Source organism: Hymenobacter persicinus, assembly GCF_004167665.1.
Lineage (GTDB): Bacteria > Bacteroidota > Bacteroidia > Cytophagales > Hymenobacteraceae > Hymenobacter > Hymenobacter persicinus.
Genome location: NZ_SEWE01000019.1, coordinates 66,361 through 85,348, shown reverse-complemented (window position 1 = coordinate 85,348; position 18,988 = coordinate 66,361). Strand labels below are relative to the sequence as shown.

At 63.8% G+C, this 18,988-nt stretch carries 16 protein-coding genes; 6 read left to right on the top strand and 10 right to left on the bottom strand.

What is annotated here, in order from left to right:
* Together EWM57_RS10945 and EWM57_RS10940 are read left to right on the top strand one after the other, a co-directional pair.
* On the top strand, window positions 1-887 hold an 887-nt coding region (locus EWM57_RS10945; protein WP_129921181.1), incomplete at its 5' end, for a PepSY-associated TM helix domain-containing protein.
* 70 nt (window positions 888-957) lie between these two features.
* Window positions 958-1,776: a purine-nucleoside phosphorylase gene (locus EWM57_RS10940; protein WP_129921180.1), complete on the top strand. Its 819-nt coding sequence runs from the start codon at window positions 958-960 to the stop codon at window positions 1,774-1,776.
* Between the two features lie 83 nt (window positions 1,777-1,859).
* On the opposite strand, the gene EWM57_RS10935 is transcribed toward EWM57_RS10940, so the two are convergent.
* The 5 genes from EWM57_RS10935 to EWM57_RS10915 all read right to left on the bottom strand — a co-directional run bounded on the left by EWM57_RS10935 (window position 1,860) and on the right by EWM57_RS10915 (window position 6,668).
* A complete protein-coding gene (locus EWM57_RS10935; RefSeq protein WP_129921179.1) occupies window positions 1,860-2,303 on the bottom strand; it encodes a hypothetical protein in 444 nt (147 codons plus the stop codon).
* A gap of 83 nt (window positions 2,304-2,386) precedes the next feature.
* A complete protein-coding gene (locus EWM57_RS10930) occupies window positions 2,387-3,217 on the bottom strand; it encodes a DUF4249 domain-containing protein (RefSeq protein ID WP_129921178.1) in 831 nt (276 codons plus the stop codon).
* 6 nt (window positions 3,218-3,223) lie between these two features.
* The gene (locus EWM57_RS10925) at window positions 3,224-5,575 is read right to left on the bottom strand and encodes a TonB-dependent receptor (RefSeq protein WP_129921177.1); all 2,352 of its coding nucleotides are present in this window, start codon (window positions 5,573-5,575) and stop codon (window positions 3,224-3,226) included.
* 159 nt (window positions 5,576-5,734) lie between these two features.
* Window positions 5,735-6,043 (bottom strand): thioredoxin, encoded by a 309-nt coding sequence (gene trxA, locus EWM57_RS10920; protein ID WP_129921176.1) that lies wholly within the window; start codon window positions 6,041-6,043, stop codon window positions 5,735-5,737.
* A gap of 175 nt (window positions 6,044-6,218) precedes the next feature.
* Complete coding sequence (locus tag EWM57_RS10915) at window positions 6,219-6,668, bottom strand: hypothetical protein (RefSeq protein WP_129921175.1); 450 nt, start codon at window positions 6,666-6,668, stop codon at window positions 6,219-6,221.
* Window positions 6,669-6,933: 265 nt separating this feature from the next.
* Between EWM57_RS10915 and EWM57_RS10910 the strand changes: the two genes are divergently transcribed.
* Together EWM57_RS10910 and EWM57_RS10905 are read left to right on the top strand one after the other, a co-directional pair.
* Window positions 6,934-7,266 carry an HNH endonuclease gene (locus EWM57_RS10910; RefSeq protein ID WP_242510045.1) on the top strand — a complete coding sequence of 111 codons (333 nt, stop codon included), beginning with the start codon at window positions 6,934-6,936 and terminating at the stop codon, window positions 7,264-7,266.
* Between the two features lie 62 nt (window positions 7,267-7,328).
* Window positions 7,329-8,393 (top strand): DUF6687 family protein, encoded by a 1,065-nt coding sequence (locus EWM57_RS10905; RefSeq protein WP_242510044.1) that lies wholly within the window; start codon window positions 7,329-7,331, stop codon window positions 8,391-8,393.
* Here the strand turns inward: EWM57_RS10905 and EWM57_RS10900 are convergent.
* From EWM57_RS10900 to EWM57_RS10890, 3 genes are all read right to left on the bottom strand, one after another.
* Entirely contained in the window at window positions 8,390-11,836 is a 3,447-nt protein-coding gene (locus EWM57_RS10900; RefSeq protein WP_129921173.1) for an AAA family ATPase, read from the bottom strand. The two genes, EWM57_RS10905 and EWM57_RS10900, sit on opposite strands and share 4 nt — an antisense overlap.
* Window positions 11,837-11,925: 89 nt before the next feature.
* Window positions 11,926-13,155 (bottom strand): exonuclease subunit SbcD, encoded by a 1,230-nt coding sequence (sbcD, locus tag EWM57_RS10895; RefSeq protein WP_129921172.1) that lies wholly within the window; start codon window positions 13,153-13,155, stop codon window positions 11,926-11,928.
* A gap of 112 nt (window positions 13,156-13,267) precedes the next feature.
* The gene (locus EWM57_RS10890; RefSeq protein WP_129921171.1) at window positions 13,268-14,644 is read right to left on the bottom strand and encodes an MBL fold metallo-hydrolase; all 1,377 of its coding nucleotides are present in this window, start codon (window positions 14,642-14,644) and stop codon (window positions 13,268-13,270) included.
* A 183-nt stretch (window positions 14,645-14,827) separates the two neighbouring features.
* On the opposite strand from EWM57_RS10890, the gene EWM57_RS10885 reads away from it, so the two are divergent.
* A complete protein-coding gene (locus EWM57_RS10885; protein ID WP_129921170.1) occupies window positions 14,828-16,246 on the top strand; it encodes a T9SS type A sorting domain-containing protein in 1,419 nt (472 codons plus the stop codon).
* Window positions 16,247-16,388: 142 nt separating this feature from the next.
* Here the strand turns inward: EWM57_RS10885 and EWM57_RS10880 are convergent, their stop codons facing one another.
* Window positions 16,389-16,811, bottom strand: a complete 423-nt coding sequence (locus EWM57_RS10880) for a hypothetical protein (RefSeq protein WP_129921169.1) — start codon at window positions 16,809-16,811, stop codon at window positions 16,389-16,391.
* Window positions 16,812-17,049: 238 nt separating this feature from the next.
* Here EWM57_RS10880 and EWM57_RS10875 point away from each other — a divergent pair, with 238 nt between their 5' ends.
* On the top strand, window positions 17,050-18,633 hold the full coding sequence (locus EWM57_RS10875; RefSeq protein WP_129921168.1) for an amino acid permease: 1,584 nt from the start codon (window positions 17,050-17,052) through the stop codon (window positions 18,631-18,633).
* 67 nt (window positions 18,634-18,700) lie between these two features.
* Here the strand turns inward: EWM57_RS10875 and EWM57_RS10870 are convergent, their stop codons facing one another.
* Window positions 18,701-18,925: a hypervirulence associated TUDOR domain-containing protein gene (locus EWM57_RS10870; protein WP_129921167.1), complete on the bottom strand. Its 225-nt coding sequence runs from the start codon at window positions 18,923-18,925 to the stop codon at window positions 18,701-18,703.
* Between the last annotated feature and the right edge of the window lie 63 nt (window positions 18,926-18,988).

Sequence of the window (18,988 nt, the reverse complement as noted above, 5' to 3'; positions counted from 1 at the left end):
GGGCCGCGGCGGTGTATCTGGCCGACAAAGCCGGCGGCAGCTTCGTGGCCTACGTGGACCCCTACACCGGCCGGGAGCTGCACTTCCAGGACCTGCGCCGCGACTTTTTTACCCTCGTGCAGTACCTGCACATGTACCTGCTGCTGCCGCCCGCGGTGGGGGAGTGGGTAGTGGGCCCCGCGGTGCTGATTTTCGTGGTAATGCTGGCTACCGGCCTTATGCTGTGGTGGCCCAAGCGCAAAACTGACCGGCACCGCAGCTTCACCATTAAGTGGGGCGCCCGGTGGCGGCGCGTCAACTACGATCTGCACAGCGTGCTGGGCTTCTACGTGGCCGCCGTGGCTTTGCTGATTGCCCTGACCGGACTGATGATGAGCTACGAATGGCTGCGTACGGCGGCCACGTTCGTCAGCAACGGCGGCCAGACTCACCCTGCCGAAACCACTCCGCCCGTTCTCGATACCCTGCAGGTGGTTTCGGAACCGAAGCAGCCGGTTATCGACCGGTATTTCGAGCAGATGCGCCGTCTCTCACCGGGCTACGCCATGTTGTTTTTGGCCGCGCCAACTTCCACGAAGCAACCCGTATTCGGCATCGCCTACCAGCGCGCCCTGCGCTTCTACCACCGCGACGACTACTATTTTCACCCCGTATCGGGGGAGCTGCTCCGCCGCCTGCCCCACGGCAGCAAAAGCAACGGTGCCAAGCTCGTGGACATGAACTACGACCTGCACACGGGCCTGGTTCTGGGGCTAGGGGGCAAAATCGTGGCTTTTCTGGGTAGCCTGCTGTCGGCCAGCCTGCCTCTGACGGGCTTCGTGGTGTGGTGGGGCAAGCGCAACAAACCCGAAAAGCCGCGGCGGACGGCGTACCCGGCCGGGGCGTAGGGCTGATAGCCGCTTGGGGCTGGCGCTGCCCGGCCCGAACCCGTACCTTGCCGCCCCAACCTAGCTTTCTATGCAAGATTTTCACGAAGCCACCGCCCACATCCGCCAGCAGATCGGCGACTTCCAGCCCGAATTCGGCATCATCCTCGGCACCGGCCTCGGGGACCTGGTCCAGGATATCGATGTGCAGTTTACGCTGCCCTACGCCGGCATTCCGCACTTCCCGACCTCGACGGTGGAAAGCCACTCGGGCAACCTGCTGGCCGGCACGCTGGCTGGGCGCCGGGTGCTGGTGATGCAGGGCCGCTTTCACTACTACGAGGGCTACACCATGCCCCAGGTGGTATTTCCGGTGCGGGTGATGAAGCTGCTGGGCATTCAGAAGCTGTTTGTGAGCAATGCCAGCGGGGGCCTCAACCCCGACTACGACTACAGCGACCTGATGCTCATCGACGACCACATCAACCTGCAGCCAACCAACCCGCTGGTGGGCAAAAACCTCGACGAGCTGGGCCCGCGCTTCCCCGACATGCTCGAACCCTACGACCACGTCCTGCTCAGCCTGGCCGAAGAAGCCGCCCGGGAGCTGGGCTTCGCCGACAAAGTGCGGCGCGGGGTGTACGCCAGCCTGCCCGGCCCCATGCTCGAAACGCCGGCCGAGTACCGCTACCTGCGCACCATTGGCGCCGACGCGGTGGGTATGAGCACCGTGCCCGAGGTTATTGCCGCCGTGCACCTGTGCTTGCCCGTGCTGGCTGTTTCCGTCATCACCGACCTGTGCTCCCCCGGCAAGCTCCGGCGCGTCGAAATTGCCGACATCCTGCGCGTGGCCGCCGCCGCCGAGCCCCGCCTCACTGCCCTGCTCAAGGCCGTGCTAGCCAAGGTGTAGCCGCCGGCAACAACTTATTGTACAACAAAAAAGGCCCGCAGCACTGTGCTGCGGGCCTTTTTTGTCGGAGAAATATAACCGCCTTAGGGCTGGGCGGAGAAGATGAGTTCTTCCTGCTTGCCGTCCTTGTTAGTCCAGCGGTAGCGCAGCTGCTGGGCCGTCAGCCCGGTCAGCTTGTACTCGTGGTCGTCGCCCTTGTGGTCGAGCAGGTGAAGTATAGTGTTGCTGGCCATCAGCATCCAGGTGCCGGGGTAGGTGGCGTTGTCGGCCAGCATTTTCTGGGCGTAGGAGTTGTCGGTGCGGAAGGAGAGGGAATAACGGTCCTTGATGCCGGCCCCGCTGCTGGTGACCTGCCCATTCTGCTGAATCTCATCCAGGCGCCAGGTCGTGGTGGCCGTCAGGGCCGAGGGCGTAATTTCGGGTTGCGCGGCCGGAGCCGGGTCGTCGGCTTTGCTGCAGCTGGTAAACAAACTAGCCAGGCCCAACAGCAGGGTGAGGAGGGGAAGAAGAGTACGGGGTTTCAGCATGGGCAAAGAAATCTAAGAGAGCGAAAATACCGCGTTAGGATAACCGGGAACAGCCCCGGTACTGCAAATAAAAATAAGCAGCATTATTTCACAATGATAGTACGCCGGTCGGAGCTGAGAACGGTGAACACGCCTACCCCGCCCTGGACCGTGGAGCGGATGGCGGCCGGCTGGGCAAACGGGTTGCCGTTGGCATTGCGGGCATCATCGACGGACTGCAAAAAGCGGTAGTAGGGCTCGTCGAGGTGGTAGAGGGTGATGAGCAGGGTGTCGTTGGCCGAAAACCGGTAGCTCGTGCCCAGCGTCATCTGCGTACCATTGGTGAGCCGGTCGTCAAGGGTAAAGTCGCGCTCCGAGTCCACCGAGATGCTGTCCTTGTGAATCTGGAGGCGGTAGAAGTCGGCGGTGGCAGCCGGGTCGCGGAATTTGGTCAGCACGTAAGCCTTGCGCTGCTCCCCGGTTTTGTCGTTGAATTTCCACTCCACCGTATCCAGGGGTACCAGGGCGGGCATGGTGGCCGTGCCCGTCACGTGCCGGCCCTTGGAATCCTGCACGTCGAGCGTAAACGTGTCGCCGGGCCGGGCCACGAGGGCGCGCTGGCCGATGTGGGTGTAAATCTTCTGCGTGAGCCGGTCGAGGCCGGGCCGAAACTGCAGCTTTTGCTGCTGGCCGTTGGGCAGGGTCAGCGTCACGGTCACGTCGGTGAGCAGGGTGGGCTGGGCAGTGCTAAGGTAGGGCGTGGTTTCAGAAACGGTCAGGCGCGGAATCTCGCCCGGGCGCAGGTAGCACTCGGTCACAAGCTGGGAAGGCACGGCGGGCAGGTCCACGTCGATGTCTTTCTGCAGGTTGCAGCCCGCCGCGCCCAGCAGCAGGCTCAGCCCAATCCAACGTTTCAGCAAGGTGGCGACGAACATGAGCGGTTAGAATTTGAAGTTGTACGTCACCGACGGAATCACGGGAAACAGCGACACCTGCCGGGCCCGGTAGCTGGTTACCTGGTCCGTGGCTTTGTCCTTCACCTGGTCGAAGTACACGAAGTAGGGGTTGCGCCGGTTGTAGGCATTGTACACGCTAAACGTAAGGTCGGACTCGCCGTGCCGGGGCTTGAGCTTATACACCACGCCCAAATCGAGGCGGTGGTAGGGCGCCAGGCGGTAGGTGTTGCGGTCGGGGTAGATGGGCACCGGGTTGCCGCCGAGCTGGTCTCCCGCCCCGAATATATCCTGCAGCTGAAAGCGGCCCGCGGGCAGGGTGGTGGGCGCCCCGGACGTGTACACGAACGAGCCGGTCAGGTTCAGCCGCTCGGTGAGCTGGTGCAATACCACCACGGTCAGGTTGTGGCGCCGGTCGTAGGTCGGGAAGAAGTCTTTGCCGTTGTTGATACCGGTGGTGCCGCGCTGGGGCTGGAAGTTGCGCTGGGTCCAGGCCAGGGTGTAGCCCACCCAGCCGGTGGTGCGGCCGGTCTTCTTTTCCAGGTATAGCTCGTTGCCGTAGGACCAGCCCTTGCCGAAGAGGAACTCCGCGTCGAGGTCGGCATTGGCAAACAGCTGGGCCCCGTCGCGGAAATCCACCTGGTTGCGGGCCCACTTGTAGTACACCTCGTTGGTGAGCAGGTACTGGCCGCCGAGCAGCAGAAAGCTCACGCCGGTGGCCACCTGCTGGGAGCGTTGGGGCTTCACGTTCAGCCGCGACGGATACCAGATGTCGGTGGGCAGGGAGGCGCCGGAGTTCGTGACCAGGTGCACGTACTGGTACATCTGGGCGTAGCTGGCCTTGAGGGAGGTCTTAGGCGTAAGCGAATAGCGGGCCGAAGCCCGGGGCTCGAGGCCCCCAAACCAGTCGGAGCCGCTGCGGAAGCCGGTCAGGCGCAGGCCGTACTCGAGCTGAAGCTTGTCGGTGGCCTTGAAGTTATCGGCGGCGTAGAGCGAGGCTTCCTGGCCGTGGTACTGCACGTCGGAGCCAATGTTCAGGCTGCCGTCCTGGCTGCCGGCCTGCAGGCGGCCCACCCCAAACAGGTGGCTGGTGGCCGTGGCCCCGGCCTTGAACACGTGCCGGTCGTCGGGGGCGTACTCAAAGTCGGTGCGCACGGCGTAGTCCTGAATGTCGGACGAAAGGCTGAAGGCGAACTGGTCGAGCTTGTTGGCAATGCTGTACTGGTAGCGCGTGGCCGAAACGGTGGTATTGACGAAGAGCTTGGGCGAAAAAACGTGGTTCCAGCGCAACGAGCCCACCGTGTTGCCCCAGCTGAAGTCGAAGTTGAAGCCGTTGGTGCTGTTGAAGCCGAACACGTCGCGCCCATAGTAGCCGGTCAGAAACAGCTGGTCCTTGGCCCCGAGTTTGTAGTTGGCCTTGGCGTTGAAGTCGGAGAAGTAGTAGTCCGGAATCGGGCTGTAGTCCTCGGTGTTCTTGTTGAGCTTGTTGATCTGGCGGGTAAAGACGTCGAAGTAGGTGCGGCGCCCCGACACGATGAAGGCGCCCTTGTCCTTCACAATCGGCCCTTCCAGGGTCAGGCGCGACGAAATCAGGCCCAGCCCGCCGCTGACCGAATATTTCTGCGGGTCGCCCTCGCGCAGCTTCACGTCGACCACCGACGAGAGGCGGCCGCCGTACTGGGCCGGAAAGCCGCCCTTGTAGAGGTCCACGCTCTGCACGGCGTCGGGGTTGAACACCGAAAACAGCCCGAACAGGTGGGAAGGGTTGTAGACCACCGCGTCGTCGAGCAAAAACAGGTTCTGGTCGGCCGAGCCCCCGCGCACGTACAGGCCGCCGGTGCCCTCGCCGCCGTTTTGCACGCCGGGTTTGAGCTGCAGGGTTTTGAGCAGATCGACTTCCCCGAACAGGGCCGGCAGCAGCTTGGCTTCCCGGGTGGTAAGATGCTCCACGCTCATCTGCGGGGTCTGGAGCTTCTGCTCCAGCGTGCCCGAGCCCACCACCGTCACCTCGCCCAGCTCATTGCGGGATTCGGGCAGACTGAAGGACAGGCGCTGGTTGTGGGTCAGGTTCAGCTCCCGGGTCTGGCTCTGGTAGCCGATAAAGGAAATAACGAGCTGATGCCGGCCCGCGGGCAGCGTCAGCGCGTACTGGCCGGTGGAGTCGGCGGTGGCGCCGGTACCCAGGGCCGGCACCGCCACCGAAGCGCCGGGTAGCACGCTTTTGTCGGCGCCGGAGCGGATAAAGCCCGTCAGGGTGTAGCGGGCCTGGGCCTGCCCCGCGCGGGGCAGCAGCACCAGGGCCAGCAAGCTTAGGCAAACGGCAAGCAGAGGTAAGCGCATGGGAAAAACACAAGGTAGGGGCCGCGCAACGGGCCGGGCAAAGGTAAAGCGCGGCGCCTGCCTAACGCCCAGCTGTGGCCGTTAGTTTAGGCCGCTGCCTGCTTAGATGCGCGAACCCGCCGCTTGGTTGCGTGGGCTCACCCGGAAAAAGACGCGCGGCTAGCTCACGTACGCCTGCAGGGCCTGGGTAAGCTGGGGCGCGGGCACCACGCCGGCCTGCCGCCACACGGGCTGGCCCTTGTGAAACAGAATCAGGGTCGGAATGCTCTGCACGCGGAATTGCTGGGCGGCGGCCTGGTTGCGGTCCACGTCGACCTTGATGACCTTGAGCTTGCCCTGGTGCTGGGCCGCTACTTGCTCCAGAATGGGCGCCATCGTCTTGCAGGGGCCGCACCAGTCGGCGTAGAAATCGACGAGTACCGGCATTCCGGGGCTGCTGATAAGCTCCGCAAACGACTTTTTAGGCATGATAGGGGCACGTAAAGAAGGTGGAAAAAACCAGGGGCCGTGGCTGAGCGGCCCCAGTTGCTATACGGCCGCGGGCCGGAAAAGAGGCGGGGCGGCGGGCCCGGGCATAAAAAAAGCCCGGCGCTGCAACGCTGGGCTTTCTTTCAAAACTGGTGTAAAGGTGCGGTAAGATAGGTTATTTACGCTTATCAATTACCGTCACGTCGTTGGCAACTTCAGGGAAGGTGAAGCGGCCGCCGACCACTTTCTTGCCGCCTACCTGGCACTCCCACACGTAGCGGCCGGGCACGCCATTGGCCGCTTCCCCCGATTCCGACTTGAAGTAGTCGGCCTCCGAGGCCAGGGAAGGAAAGATAACGTCAATGCCGTTCTGGCCTTTCTCGATTTCCTTGACCAGGATATATTCCTTGCCGTTGGTCTGGTTCGTGACTACAAAGCGGGCCGAGTAGTTACCCAGCTGACCGAACTTGTCCATCACGCCCAGGCGAATGTAGGCATCCGTCGAGACGAGCCAGGTTTGGGCGTGGGAAGCGGTGGAGGTCAGGGCCAGCAGGGCCAGCACCAGGCCGGCAGCCCGCAGCAGGTGAAGCGGACGGTGGAGGAGAGCGGGGGTAGAAACGCGCATGGCAAGAGGGGTAAGTAGTGTAAGGACGAGGGGAAGAAAAAACGCGGGAGAAAGGAGGGTAGCGCAGCCGGCCGCCGAACTGACGGGCTTATTAGAGACGTTCGTAACGAGGTAGAAATGCCTTAAATAGAACTGGTTGGCCCATTCCCTAACCAAATATAGAAGGAAATTAAACGCTGCCACAACATGATTTTATATTTTTTTATCCTCAACTAATTCGCTAATAGCCGGTTTTTGCGGAGGTAGCCCCTTGATACTCTGTTTTATGACGCGTTGTGCCTCCCGCAGGCGGCCGGAAAATCTGCCGCCCCCGGCTGGGTCCACTCCCGAACCCCAGTGCGAGCTGTGCGAGCGGCTCGTGGGGCAGGTGTCGCGCCACCACCTGGTGCCCCGGGAGGAAGGCGGCCGCCACGGCCCCACCGTGGCCCTGTGCCAGCCCTGCCACAGCACTGTGCATCTGCTGCTGACCAACCGGGAGCTGGCCCGCCGCTACCCCACGCTGCCTGCCCTGCAGCAGGCCGAGGACTTGCAGAAATACCTGCACTGGGTGCGCCGCAGCCGGGTGGAGCGCATCAGCAACCGCCGCAAAAAGCCCTGAGCAAGTAGCCGGGAATTCGGACCTTGCGCTCCGGCCGGCCACCTTCCCCGGCCTGCTTGCCCGTGAAATCCTTCGTGCCCTTTGCCCAGCTGCGCCGCCAGCCCACCATCGTCGTCGACAGCACTGCCAACGGGGCGGCCCTGGTGCTGGCCCACTGGCGCGGGGCACCCACGCCGCCCGCCCTGCGCGACGATACCAGCGCCGGCTCGGTGTTGCGCGCCCTGCACGCCCCGGCCACGCCCGGCCTCACCGCCGCCGCCGTCACGGCCAACCATTTCGACGTCGACGGCTTCGTGGGCGTGTGGAGTCTGCTGCACCCCGCGCTGGCTTTGCGCCACGAGCCCCTGCTGCGGCTGGTAGCCACGCTGGGCGACTTTCGGGAGCTGGACCTGACTGACCCGCTGGCTGACGAGGCCCTGAAGCTGGTGTGCTGGCTGAATGCGGAGGAAAAAGCCCGGTTCTACGAGCCCTTCGGGGCGCCCGCCCGGCGGCGCCGCGAGGATGAGGCCTCGGCCGAAAAGTTCGCTTGGTTTCTGCCCGCCTTCGGAGCCGTGCTGGAAAACCCCGAAACGGGCCGGGCAGCCTGGGAACCCGAATACGCCCGCGTGCAACAGGCCCAGCTGGTGATGCAAAGTCCCGCTACCCACATCCGGCGCTACCCCGAAATCGGGTTGGTGGTGGTCGAAACGCCGGAGCCGCTGCCCTACTACGCCTTATTTGGCCCCACGGCCGGCTTCGACATGGTGCTGAGCCTTTACGACGGGCAACGCTACGAATTTGAGTACAAGTACACCACCTGGATTGATCTGGAATCGAGGGCCACGCTGCCCCGCCTGCCACTTCAGGAGCTGGCCGCGCGGCTGAATCACCAGGAAACGGCCCCCGAGCGCTGGACCTTCGACGGTATCACCGACACGGGCCCGCTGCTGCGCTTGGGCGGCCATTCCCTGAGCAAAGTGCAGCGCTACGCCGACCCCGACCAGCGCCCAATCTACGCCTCGTCCATCAGCCCTCACGAGCTGGAAGCGGAAGTGGTGGCGTTTTTCCGGGCCCGATACGCCGGCCTTGTCCCGCGTAAGCGCTGGACCTGGGCCGACATTCGGGCGGCGGGGGAGCCCCGGGGCTAAAGCTCTTCCCCAAACCCGACGACGCGCAGGGTACTCACCCCGCCGGCGCCCTTGCGCACGCTGATCTGGGTGCTGACCCGTTCCTTCAGGGCTTCCACGTGAGAGATAATGCCGATTGTTTTGCCCATCCCCTGCAGGGTTTCGAGGGCCGAAAGAGCCGTGTCCAGCGTGTCGGGGTCGAGCGTGCCGAAACCTTCGTCGATGAAGAGCGTGTCAATCTGGGTTTTGCGGCCCGCCAGCTCGCTCAACCCCAATGCCAGCGCCAGGCTCACCAAGAAGCTTTCTCCACCCGACAGCGAGTTCATAGACCGGGCGCTGCCGGCTTGGTACTCGTCCACGATGAGCAGGTCGAGGTGCTCCTGGGGGTTGCGCAGAATGCGGTACCGGTCGGTGAGGCGGTGCAGGTGACGGTTGGCCAGCTCCACGAGGCGGGCCAGGGTGAGGCCCTGGGCAAACTCGCTGAACTTCTTGCCGTCGGCCGAGCCAATCAGGTCGGTGAGCTGCCGCCAGCGGCGGGCCTGCTGCTGCTGCTTTTCCAGGGCTTCGGCCAGGGCCGCGTGGCGCTCCAGTCCGGCGTGGTGCCCGTGCAGGCGCTCCTGCCGCTGCCCGAGCTGCTGGTTGATCTCCGCAATCCGCTGAGAATTAACGACCAGCTGGGCCGTGATGGTTTCCAGGTTCTGGATGGTCAGGGCGCGGGCCTGAGTTTGCTGCAGCTGCTGAGCCGCTTCAGTCAGGCCTTGCTGGGTGGCGGCCACGGCCTGGTCGTGGGCCTGGAGCTGCTCGGCCAGGCGGCGCACTTCGGAATCGGTGAGCAGCAGCGGAGCCAGGGCGGCCGGGTCGGGCGTGAGGCCCGCCATGGCGAGGTCGGCCACCAGCTTGTCGTACTGCTGCTGGCGCTGCTGCTGGCGCTGCTGGGCATCCTGTTCGCGCTGCCGCAGCTTTTCGGTGGCCAGGGCCAAGCTGGTTTCGGCGGTCTGCACCTGCTGGTCCCGGTGTTCCAGCGCGGTCTGGGTGTGCTGCACGGCGGCGGCGAGCTGCTCTAGCGCCTGAGTTACGTCGGCGCCGGCAAACAGCGTCTGCCGCTGGTCGCGCAGCTGCTGAATTGCCGCGTGGCGGTCTACCAGCGGCTGCTTGCTGTCCTTGAGCCACTGCTGGAGCTCCAAGTGCTGGACGGCGAGAATATCGGTTTGGGTGTGCAAGCCGTGCAGCTGCTTTTCGAGGGCGGTGCGGGCCTGGTTTTTCTGCTCATATTCGGCACCCAATTGGCGGAGCTCGTCGACTAGGGAGGCGCCGGTCTGGCCCGCAAAGGTCAGCCCGAAGTTGCTGAGCAGGCTGCTGATGGTCTGCTGGCTCTGGGGAATGGCTTCGTCCAGGTCGGTGAGGCGGGCCGTGGCTTTGCCGAGTTCCAGCGTGAGCTGCTCCTGCTGGGTCCCGGCCTGTTGCTGCTGGCCCTGCAGCTGAGTGAGGCGCACCAGTAAGGCATTCTGCTGCTGCTCCAGCTCCCGCAGCTGCTGACCTAGGGCCCGGATGAGCTGCGGGGCCTGTTCTTCGTCGGCGGGCGTGAGCAAAACGACGCTGGTGCCGCCAGCCTCCGCGGCGAGCTGGCCACCTGCCTGTTCGAGCAGGCCCGTGAGGCTGCTCATGCGGTTGAGGCGGGCGTTGAGCAGGCGGGTCTGCTGGGCCAGCTCGTCTTCCCGGTCCTGATCCTGCCGCAACGATTCGGCACTGATGCCCAGCACGCCCGCGGCGTAAGGGTGCTCCACGGCCCCGCACAGCGGGCAGGGCTCTCCGGCCAGCAAGTGCTGACGGGCTTCCTCGTGGGTCAGAATGAGCTGGTGGGCCTGGGTGAGCCGGCGCAGGTCGTTGAGGCGCTGCTCTAAGCCGCTGTGTTCCTGCTGCAGAGCCTGGATATGGTGATGCAGGCGGCGCAGCCACTGGTCGCGCTCCGTCCGGGCGGCCTCGTGCTGGCGGCTTATTTCCGTCTGCTGCCGACCAGCCTCAGCTATGGCGTTTTGCGTGGCTTGGCTGCTGGCAATGGCGGCGTCGAGGTGGCGGCGCAGGTTGGGGGCGGCGGCCAGCAGCTGGCTGCGCTCATCCTGCAGGCTGTTCCAGACGCGCAATTCTCCCACCAGGTCGGGGAGGGCTTCGCCCAGCGTGGTCAGGCGGGTGTGCTGCGTCAGCCAAGCGTTCAGGTCGGCCAGGTCCTGCTGCTGCTGCCGGGTCTGGGCCTTGGTGTGCTCCAACTCTGCTTTTTGACGCTTGCACTGCTCGTTGCGGCTTTCGTATTCCTGCCGCTTCTCCAGCAACTGGGCATGGTCGTGCTGAATGCGGGCGTCGAGCTTTTCGGCTTCGCGGAGCTGGGGTTCCTGCTGCTGTCGGGCCGTTTCGGCCGCCTCCCGAGCCTGGCGGGCCTGGTCGCGGGCCTGCCGGGCAGAAGTAAGCTGCTCCTGAAGCTGGGGCAGCTGGCGGCGCAGGTGCTCGGCTTCCTGCTGCAGGGTGTCAATCTGCTGGTCGGCTTGCTGGAGCAGGGCCCAGGGCGTCTGGAAGGGCAGGGCTTGCTCGTGCCCGGCCACGCGCTGGCGCAGGGGCTGCAGGTTTTCGGCTTCGGCCGTCAGCGCCCCGAGGCGCTGCTGCCCGCGCTGCTGACGCAAGGTCAGGTCGTCGAGCTGACGCAGCCAGGCCTGGGCTTCGAGCAGCTGGTGCTGTTCGGCTTGCGCCACCCCGAGCTGGGCGTGCAGGCCGGCTACTTCCGCCTCGAGCGTGGTCACTTCCTCGGCCGAGAGCAGCGTGACGCCGGCCAGGCCCGCCCGCAGGGTATCGACCTGCTGGGCTTCGTGCTTGCTGCGCTCGAAGGCGGCCCGGGAAATGTAGGAGTACTTTCTGGTGTCGGTAATCTTCTCCAGCAGCTGGGCCCGCTCTCCGGGGCTCGACTTGAGAAACTTCGTGAAATCACCCTGGGCCAGCAGTACTGAGCGCAGAAACTGCCGGTATTCGAGGCCGCTGAGCTCGGCTACCTTGGCCGGCACCCTGGACTTGTAACTTTCCAGAATCGGCCATTCCGGGCTGATTTCGCCGTCGGCTGCGGGCTTAGGTTGCTCACTGAGCTCCATCTTCGAGTCCTGGAGCTTGCCGTCGGCCTTTTTGCGGGCCCGATACTGGCTCCACTTCGAGCGGTACAGCTGGCCGCCCACCTGAAATTCCACCTCGGTCCAGCTTTCCCCGGTGCCGTGACTCATCACCTGCTCGGGGCCGCTGCCGTCGTGGCGGGGCACCTGACCGTAGAGGGCCAGGGTAATGGCGTCGAGAATCGTGGTTTTGCCCGCCCCGGTGGGGCCGGTAATGGCAAACAGCCCCGCATCCGACAGCGGCGCGTGGCCGAAATCCACTTCGTGCTCCCCCCGCAGGGAGTTCAGGTTAAAGAAACGGACGCGCAGGATTTTCATTCGAAAAGCAAAGGCTGACAGCGGTAGGAGGAGAGGCCGTTGTCGGCTATTCTTGATCTTGTAAGGCCGAAGTGCTGCTGCGTGGCAGGCTACCCGCGCATACTCTCCAGAAGCTCATCAAAGGTACGCAGCAGCTCGGGGCGACCCTCGGCGGGCTCGGTGTCCAGACGCTGCTCAAACACCTCCCGTTCCGTGAAGTCGTGCAGGCTGCGGGTCAGGGGCTCGTCGGCGGCCTCGCCCAGGGGCTTGAGCTTGACGAGGCGGAAGTGGCGGCGGTTGAGTACTTCGAGGTGGCGACGGTCGAGCTCCCCAATAACTTTGAGCAGGGCGTCGGCCACTTCCAACTGAGTCAGCTCGGAGCGGATTTCCACGTCGACCCAAGCTGGCAGGGTATAGCCGGTGTTATCGTAGGAAGTCAGGCGGCCGATAACTTCGTCGAGGGGGCCGTGAAAGCGCACCAGCCGCCGGGCGCCGGGCACGGGCAGGGCCGCCAGCGTGGCCAGCTTGCCGCCGACAAACTCCAGCACCAAGACTTCCTTGGGATGGTCGACTTCCGAAAATGACAGCGCAATCGGGGAGCCGGAGTAGCGGATATGCTCGCGCCCACCCACCCGCTGGGGCCGATGGATGTGCCCCAGGGCCACGTAATCGAATATTTCGGGGAAATGCTCGGCTGTCACCTGGCCCAGGTTGCCCACGTGAATCGTCCGCTCGGAGTCGGAGGGGGCCACGCCGGCGGCGTAGAGGTGGCCGGTGGCCAACACGGGCACGCCGGCGGCTTTATGCTGCCACACCGCTTCGTGCTCGGCCACGCGGGCGTAGTGGTCGGCAATGCCCTGCTTGATGCGCTGCTCCCGCTCCTCGGCCGATTCGCCCGGCACCGAGAGGCGCACGTCCCGGTCGCGCAGGAAGGGCACGGCGCAGACCACCAACCCGGGCTGGCCGGCGGCATCGTTGAGCACCAGTACCTGGTCCTCGAAGCATTCGGGCACGCAGCCCACCACGTGCACCCGCAGGTGGCGCAGCAGCCGGGCCGGGGCGTTGAGCGTGGCCGGCGAGTCGTGGTTGCCGCCCACCACCACAATGTCGCGGCAGCCAGTGGCCTGCATCTGCAACAAGAAGGAGTAATATAGCTCCAGGGCCTGGTTGGAAGGCGAGCCGGTATCAAAAACGTCGCCGGCCACGATGAGCACCTCCACGCCCTGTTCGCGCACGGTCTGCACGAGCCAGTCGAGGAAGTGGCGGTGCTCGTCGGTGCGTTCGTGGCCGCTGATAAAGCGCTGGCCTAGGTGCCAATCGGCGGTGTGTAGTACGCGCATATTCTTCAAAGATAACTCCGCCGGCTGTTTTTGCAGCTTGAAATCGAAAAAAGCCCAGCGGCTCACCGAGCTTACGCTCCGCAAACTGCTGGGCTTTTATCGTTGCCGGCCGTTAGTGGACCGCCTGCTTCTGGAAGTCGGTAATGGCGTCGCTCAGGTCGTAGATTTCGGCGCCGGGCAGAGCGGCTTCCAGGATGCTGCTGCCCGCGGCGGAACGGTAACCGCCGGCGCAGTGCACCAGAATGGGCTTGTCGGTGGGCACTTCGTGGGCCCGCTCGCGCAGCTCGGGCAGCGGAATCACCAGCGTGTTGGCGAAGACGGGCTGCTTGGCCTCGGCGTAGTTGCGGATATCGACGATGGTGAAGTCCTCGGGCCGCTCCCGCACGTGCTCCACGTTGGCCACGGGGCTGGTGGCCGGCAGCGCGGCCGGGGTCAGCAACGCGCCTTTGATCAGGCCTTCGTACCCAATTTTAGCAGCTTTGCGGATCACCGTGTCGAGGGCAATCTGGGAGTCGGCAATGAGGTAGAACTGCTCAGTCGGTGCTACCACCGAGCCCAGCCAGGTTTCGAACTTGCCGCCGTCCTGCAGGTTGAGGGCGCCGGGCAGGTGACCCTGCTTGAATTCGGCCTGGGGCCGGGTGTCGATAACAAGTACGCCGGGCTCCAGCACGGCGTCGGGCTGCAGGCGGGGCACGGCCCGGATGCTGTCCTCGAAGGGCAGGGCGCCGGCTTTGTTGAGCTGCACATCGTGGCCGAAGTACTTGGGCACGAAGGGCTGGTCTTCGAGCAGCACCTTGATAAACTCGTCCTGCGACATGGGCTGCAGGGCGTAGTTGGTTTTGAGCTCCTTGCCGATGGTGCTGTCGAGGTCGGTGCTGGTGGTTTTGCCGCAGAGCGAGCCGGGGCCGTGGGCCGGATACACCCGGGTAGTGGGCGGCAGGGTCATGAGCTTGCGGCGGGTGCTGTCGTAGAGCTGGGCGGCGAGCTGCTCGCGCAGGTGGCCCCCCACGGCCTCGCTTTCGCGCAGGTCGGGCCGGCCCACGTCGCCCACGAAGAGCGTGTCGCCGGTGAATACGGCCCGGGAGTGGGCAAACTCGTCGATGAGCAGAATGCTGATGCTGTCGGGGGAGTGGCCCGGGGTGTTAATGGCGTGCAGCTCCACGGGGCCCAGCGAAATCCGGTCGCCGTCGTCGAAGGGGTGGTGGGGGTAGCTGGCCTTCACCAGCTTGCTGCAGTAGATGGTCGCGTCGGTTTCTTCGGCTATTTCCAGGTGGGAAGACACGAAGTCGGCGTGCGGGTGGGTTTCGATGACGGCAATGATGCGCGCCTCGTGCTCGTCGGCAAAGTCGTAGTACGGCTGCGGGTCGCGCCCCGGATCAATGATGGCAATCTGACGGCCGGCGCGGATGGCGTAGCTGGCGTGGGCTAGGCCCTTGTCGTAAAATTGCTGGATCTGAACCGAGGCGGTACTACTGGGCAGGGGACTCATGGGGTGAAACATTGGTGGGGCGCCACCGCCGGACGGCGGGCGCGAATAAGTCAAATATAACAAACCACTCCGGAATGCGGGGGTTCACGCCGCCGGAAATACTTGCCGGGCAGCTTCGTCCGAAAGGGATAAAACTTTACCTTTCGTATCGATACTGTACTGGTAAAATTACTTATAAAGCGTATGAAAATCAGAATTTTACTTGCTGGCCTTTGCGCCGTTGGCGCCCTGAGCACCGCCTCGGCGCAGACTCCCTGGGCCGTGGACCCCAGCATCCCGAATCTTTACGCGCCGGGCAACTATCTGTTCATGACGATGTCGAGTGCCCCGCAGCCTGGCGCATTTTGGATGATGGGCGAGATTTTCACCGGGCGCGGCAGCTACAACTCTTACGTTGTGCGAACGACCAACGATGGACAGAATTGGGAGAAGTTGTGGGTAGCCAGCGGCAATACCGGTGGTATTGGTAGTGGTGGTAGTGGGTATCGTGCGCGTAACCTGTACGCTCTGGACGCGGACAATGCTTGGCTCATCGATTATGAGGCTGCGGCAACGGGTCGTTACCGGCTGTTGAAAACCAGCAGTGGCCCCCAGAACTTTAGCGTTATAGCGCCTACTTTGCCAGCGGCCTTTAACCAAGTGTTTTTCTTTGATGCGACAACGGGCGTGGCCGTAGCTCCTTCGGCGGGCAATGGCACCTGGCAACTCTACCGCACCACCGATGCTGGCGCCACCTGGGCGCTTATTTCCAACGCTCCGCAGGTAGGTTCCGCCGCCGATGCGCTGCTGAATTCCAATGCCACTTTCGCCCGGCTGGGCAGCAACCTGTGGTTTGGCACGGCCAACGGCGCTATCCTGCACACCGCTGACCGGGGCTTGACCTGGACCAGCCAGAACAGTGGGCTACAGCTTAGTGGCGTCACGTTCCGGGATGCCCAGCACGGCTTGGCCTACGGCTTTGCCCCGGGTAGCGGCGAGAAAATGTCGAAGACCGACCGGCTGCTGCGCACCACCGACGGGGGCCTGACCTGGGCGCCGGTCACCACCCAAGGGCCGTTGCGGGCCCTCACGGTAGCGGCCATTCCAGGCACGGCGGGCACCTACATCAGCGGCGGGTATTACTGGCTGCAGAACGACCGGGACGCGGCCTTGTCCTTTTCCACGGATGAGGGCACCACCTGGCAGGCCATTGCCACGGGCGAAAAGATTGACTACCGCCAGCTCAGCGCCAGCAACTCCGGCCAGATCTGGCTTTCGGTCGACACCGACCTGACGAATGGTCCTGTCGTCGTTAGTGAGCAGCGCAGTCTGCGGCGGTACGCCGGCCCGGCCCTGGTAATGGCCGCGAAACAAGCCAAGCCCGCCGCTCCGGCCCTGTACCCTAACCCAACTACGGGAATCGTGCGGCTGCCCACGCCGGCTACCGGCACCGAAACGGTGCGGATTTCGGACCTGGCGGGCCGGATGCAGCAGACGGTGCCGCTCACGCGCGGGCAGCAGCAGCTGGACTTGTCGGGGCAGGCCGCCGGTATCTACCAGGTGGAACTCACCACGGGCCAGGGCCAGCGCTACACCCAAAAGCTGGTGCGCACGGCGCCGTAGTAGCAGGGAGTAACTAGCCCAGGTAGAAACAAGGGTGGGGGCGTACTCCAAAGTTCCGCTACCGGCAATATCCGCTTCTTTGAAAAACCAAAAAAGCCCCGACCAGTCCTGGTCGGGGCTTTTTCGTGACGGAGCAGCAGACTTAGCTTTTTACTTTAAGCTTGCCGCCCTGCATCTTTTCCTTGCGCTTATCCATCTGCTCGTCGCGCATCTGGTCGTACTTGCCGTACTGGTCGGCATTCAGCACTTCCTTGAGCTGGGCGTCGTACTTGTCGCGCAGGGCTTTCATGTCCTGGCCCATGCCCTGGCGGCTGCCCGCGGTGGCGTACTTGCCCCGCAGCGCGTGCATCTCAGTGACGCGGGCCAGGGTAATCTGCCGGACTTTATCGGCCTGCTCGGCGCTCAGGGCCAAATCTTTGGTCAGGCGGCGGGTGAGCAGATCGGCCTGCTGCTCGGGAGAGCGGTCGGGCTGGGCGGCGCGGGCGGGGCGGGCCACCTCGGTTTGGGCGGAAGCAGCGCCGGCCGTCAGGGCGAAGGCGGCCAGCAGGATGAGCATCTTTTTCATGATAAGAGCTTTTCGTAGGAGAGAAGTACCGCTTGGATGGGGGCGGGCGGGGAAAGTTTAAAATAAACGGCCGATAAGCTGGCATTCCTCGCAAAAGGCCGGGCCGGCAGTGCAACTAATGCCGGCAGCGGGGCTCTTTGGCGCAGGAATGCCGATTATCGCCTATATTCGGGCTCCCCGTAACGACTTTTCGAGTTTCCCTACCTCTCATCTTTCCTACTTCTCTCTTTCACTTTGTATGGCAAATATTTTCGCCAAAAAACCACTTGCCCAGCTCCTGGGCGAGGCCAACTCCACCGGCCACGGCACGCTGCAACGCACGCTCGGCGCCGGTAACCTCGTCGCGCTGGGCGTGGGCGCCATCATCGGGGCCGGCCTGTTTGTGCGCACGGCGGCTGCCGCCGCCCAGGCTTCGGGTCCGGGCGTGACGCTGGCCTTCATCGTGGCCGCCATCGGCTGCGTGTTTGCCGGGTTGTGCTACGCCGAGTTTGCCGCCATGATTCCCATTGCCGGCTCGGCCTACACCTACGCCTACACCACCATGGGCGAGTTTGTGGCCTGGGTTATCGGCTGGGCGTTGATTATGGAATATGCCCTGGGCGCCGCCACCGTGTCCATTGCCTGGAGCGAGTACCTGAATAAGCTGCTGGAAGTCTTTGGCACCAGCGTGCCGTATAGCCTGAGTCACTCGCCCTTCGAAAGCGCGGTGGTAAACGGCGTCACCGAACACGGCATCATCAACCTGCCCGCCCTGCTGGTTATCGTGGCTTTGTCGCTGCTGCTGATCAAAGGCACCCAGGAATCGGCCATGTTCAACGCTGTGGTGGTGTTTTTGAAAGTAGCCATCGTGCTGGTTTTCATCGCCGTTGGCTGGCAGTTTATCAACCCCGCCAACCACACGCCTTACCTGATTCCGGATAACGCGGAGCCTGTAAAAGATGCGGCCGGTAAGGTGATTCGTGAGTACACGGCCTGGAACAAGCACGGCTGGGGTGGTATTCTGGGCGGCGCGGCCATCGTGTTCTTCGCCTTTATCGGTTTTGACGCCGTGAGCACCGCGGCCCAGGAAGCCAAAAATCCTAAGCGCGACATGCCCATCGGTATCCTCGGCTCCTTGGCCGTGTGCACCGTACTATATATCCTGTTTGGCCACGTGCTGACCGGGGTAGCCAACTGGCGTGACTTTGCCGACCCAGCTAAGGGCGGCGAGGCCTCGGTTACTTACGCCATCAAAAACTACATGCCCGGCTACGAGTGGCTGAGCACGGCCGTAACGGTGGCCATCCTGTTGGGCTTCTCGTCCGTAATTCTGGTGATGCTCATGGGCCAGAGCCGGGTGTTCTTCTCCATGGCCAAGGACGGCCTGATGCCGAAAGCCTTCTCGGAGCTGCACCCTAAGTTTCACACGCCCTACAAATCCAACATTGCTCTGCTGGTGTTCGTGGGCGCCTTTGCCGCCTTCGTGCCGGGCTCCCTGGCCGGCGACCTGACCTCGTTTGGTACTCTGCTGGCCTTCGTGCTGGTGTCGGCCGGCGTCTGGATCATGCGCCGCTCCGACCCCGCCCAGCCCCGGCCCTTCCGCGCCCCGCTCTCCTCGCCGATGTTTCCGCTGGTCCCCATTATGGGCGTGCTCATCTGCACCAGCATGATTCTGGCCCTTGATGCTTTCACGCTGAAGGTGGCCCTGGGCTGGATGCTGCTGGGCTTTATCGTGTACTTCCTCTACGGCAAGCGCAACTCCATGCTCCAGAAGGGCATTGTGGTGGTGCCGACCGAAATGGAAGAGCAGGCCTTCATTGAGCCCGACGTGCACAACCGCTAAGCGTTGCTGACAACGCCCGAAAGCCCCGCTGGCAACTGCCGGCGGGGCTATTTTGTGAGCTGTAGCGTTACTTCTTGGCCTTGGCAGCAGCGGCCTTCACCTCGCTTTGCAGCTTGAGCACCCGGTCGCCGTTTTCCTGCACAATCAGAAAAGCGGGGTTGTCGGGCGTGCCGTGGCGGGTTATTTCGGCACCCTGGAGCTTGCGGGTAATGGACTCCTTGTGGGTTTCCTCAATTTTGCCGGTAGCCGTGCCGGTGCCGTATTTCCAGGTGACTTGGGTGCCTTTGCGCATAAGGGGGGACGGAAGAAAAGGTGGGACAATAAATACCGCTCGGGGCCGCAAAAAGTTGAGCCC

What these genes read in the sequence shown, in the direction of transcription:
- EWM57_RS10940 (WP_129921180.1), top strand. Translation starts at nt 958, where the DNA reads ATGCAAGATTTTCACGAAGCCACCGCCCACATCCGCCAGCAGATCGGC.
- EWM57_RS10885 (WP_129921170.1), top strand. Translation starts at nt 14,828, where the DNA reads ATGAAAATCAGAATTTTACTTGCTGGCCTTTGCGCCGTTGGCGCCCTG.
- EWM57_RS10910 (WP_242510045.1), top strand. Translation starts at nt 6,934, where the DNA reads ATGACGCGTTGTGCCTCCCGCAGGCGGCCGGAAAATCTGCCGCCCCCG.
- trxA (WP_129921176.1), bottom strand. Translation starts at nt 6,043, where the DNA reads ATGCCTAAAAAGTCGTTTGCGGAGCTTATCAGCAGCCCCGGAATGCCG.
- EWM57_RS10875 (WP_129921168.1), top strand. Translation starts at nt 17,050, where the DNA reads ATGGCAAATATTTTCGCCAAAAAACCACTTGCCCAGCTCCTGGGCGAG.
- EWM57_RS10935 (WP_129921179.1), bottom strand. Translation starts at nt 2,303, where the DNA reads ATGCTGAAACCCCGTACTCTTCTTCCCCTCCTCACCCTGCTGTTGGGC.
- EWM57_RS10930 (WP_129921178.1), bottom strand. Translation starts at nt 3,217, where the DNA reads ATGTTCGTCGCCACCTTGCTGAAACGTTGGATTGGGCTGAGCCTGCTG.
- EWM57_RS10915 (WP_129921175.1), bottom strand. Translation starts at nt 6,668, where the DNA reads ATGCGCGTTTCTACCCCCGCTCTCCTCCACCGTCCGCTTCACCTGCTG.
- EWM57_RS10900 (WP_129921173.1), bottom strand. Translation starts at nt 11,836, where the DNA reads ATGAAAATCCTGCGCGTCCGTTTCTTTAACCTGAACTCCCTGCGGGGG.
- EWM57_RS10890 (WP_129921171.1), bottom strand. Translation starts at nt 14,644, where the DNA reads ATGAGTCCCCTGCCCAGTAGTACCGCCTCGGTTCAGATCCAGCAATTT.
- EWM57_RS10925 (WP_129921177.1), bottom strand. Translation starts at nt 5,575, where the DNA reads ATGCGCTTACCTCTGCTTGCCGTTTGCCTAAGCTTGCTGGCCCTGGTG.
- EWM57_RS10880 (WP_129921169.1), bottom strand. Translation starts at nt 16,811, where the DNA reads ATGAAAAAGATGCTCATCCTGCTGGCCGCCTTCGCCCTGACGGCCGGC.
- EWM57_RS10870 (WP_129921167.1), bottom strand. Translation starts at nt 18,925, where the DNA reads ATGCGCAAAGGCACCCAAGTCACCTGGAAATACGGCACCGGCACGGCT.
- sbcD (WP_129921172.1), bottom strand. Translation starts at nt 13,155, where the DNA reads ATGCGCGTACTACACACCGCCGATTGGCACCTAGGCCAGCGCTTTATC.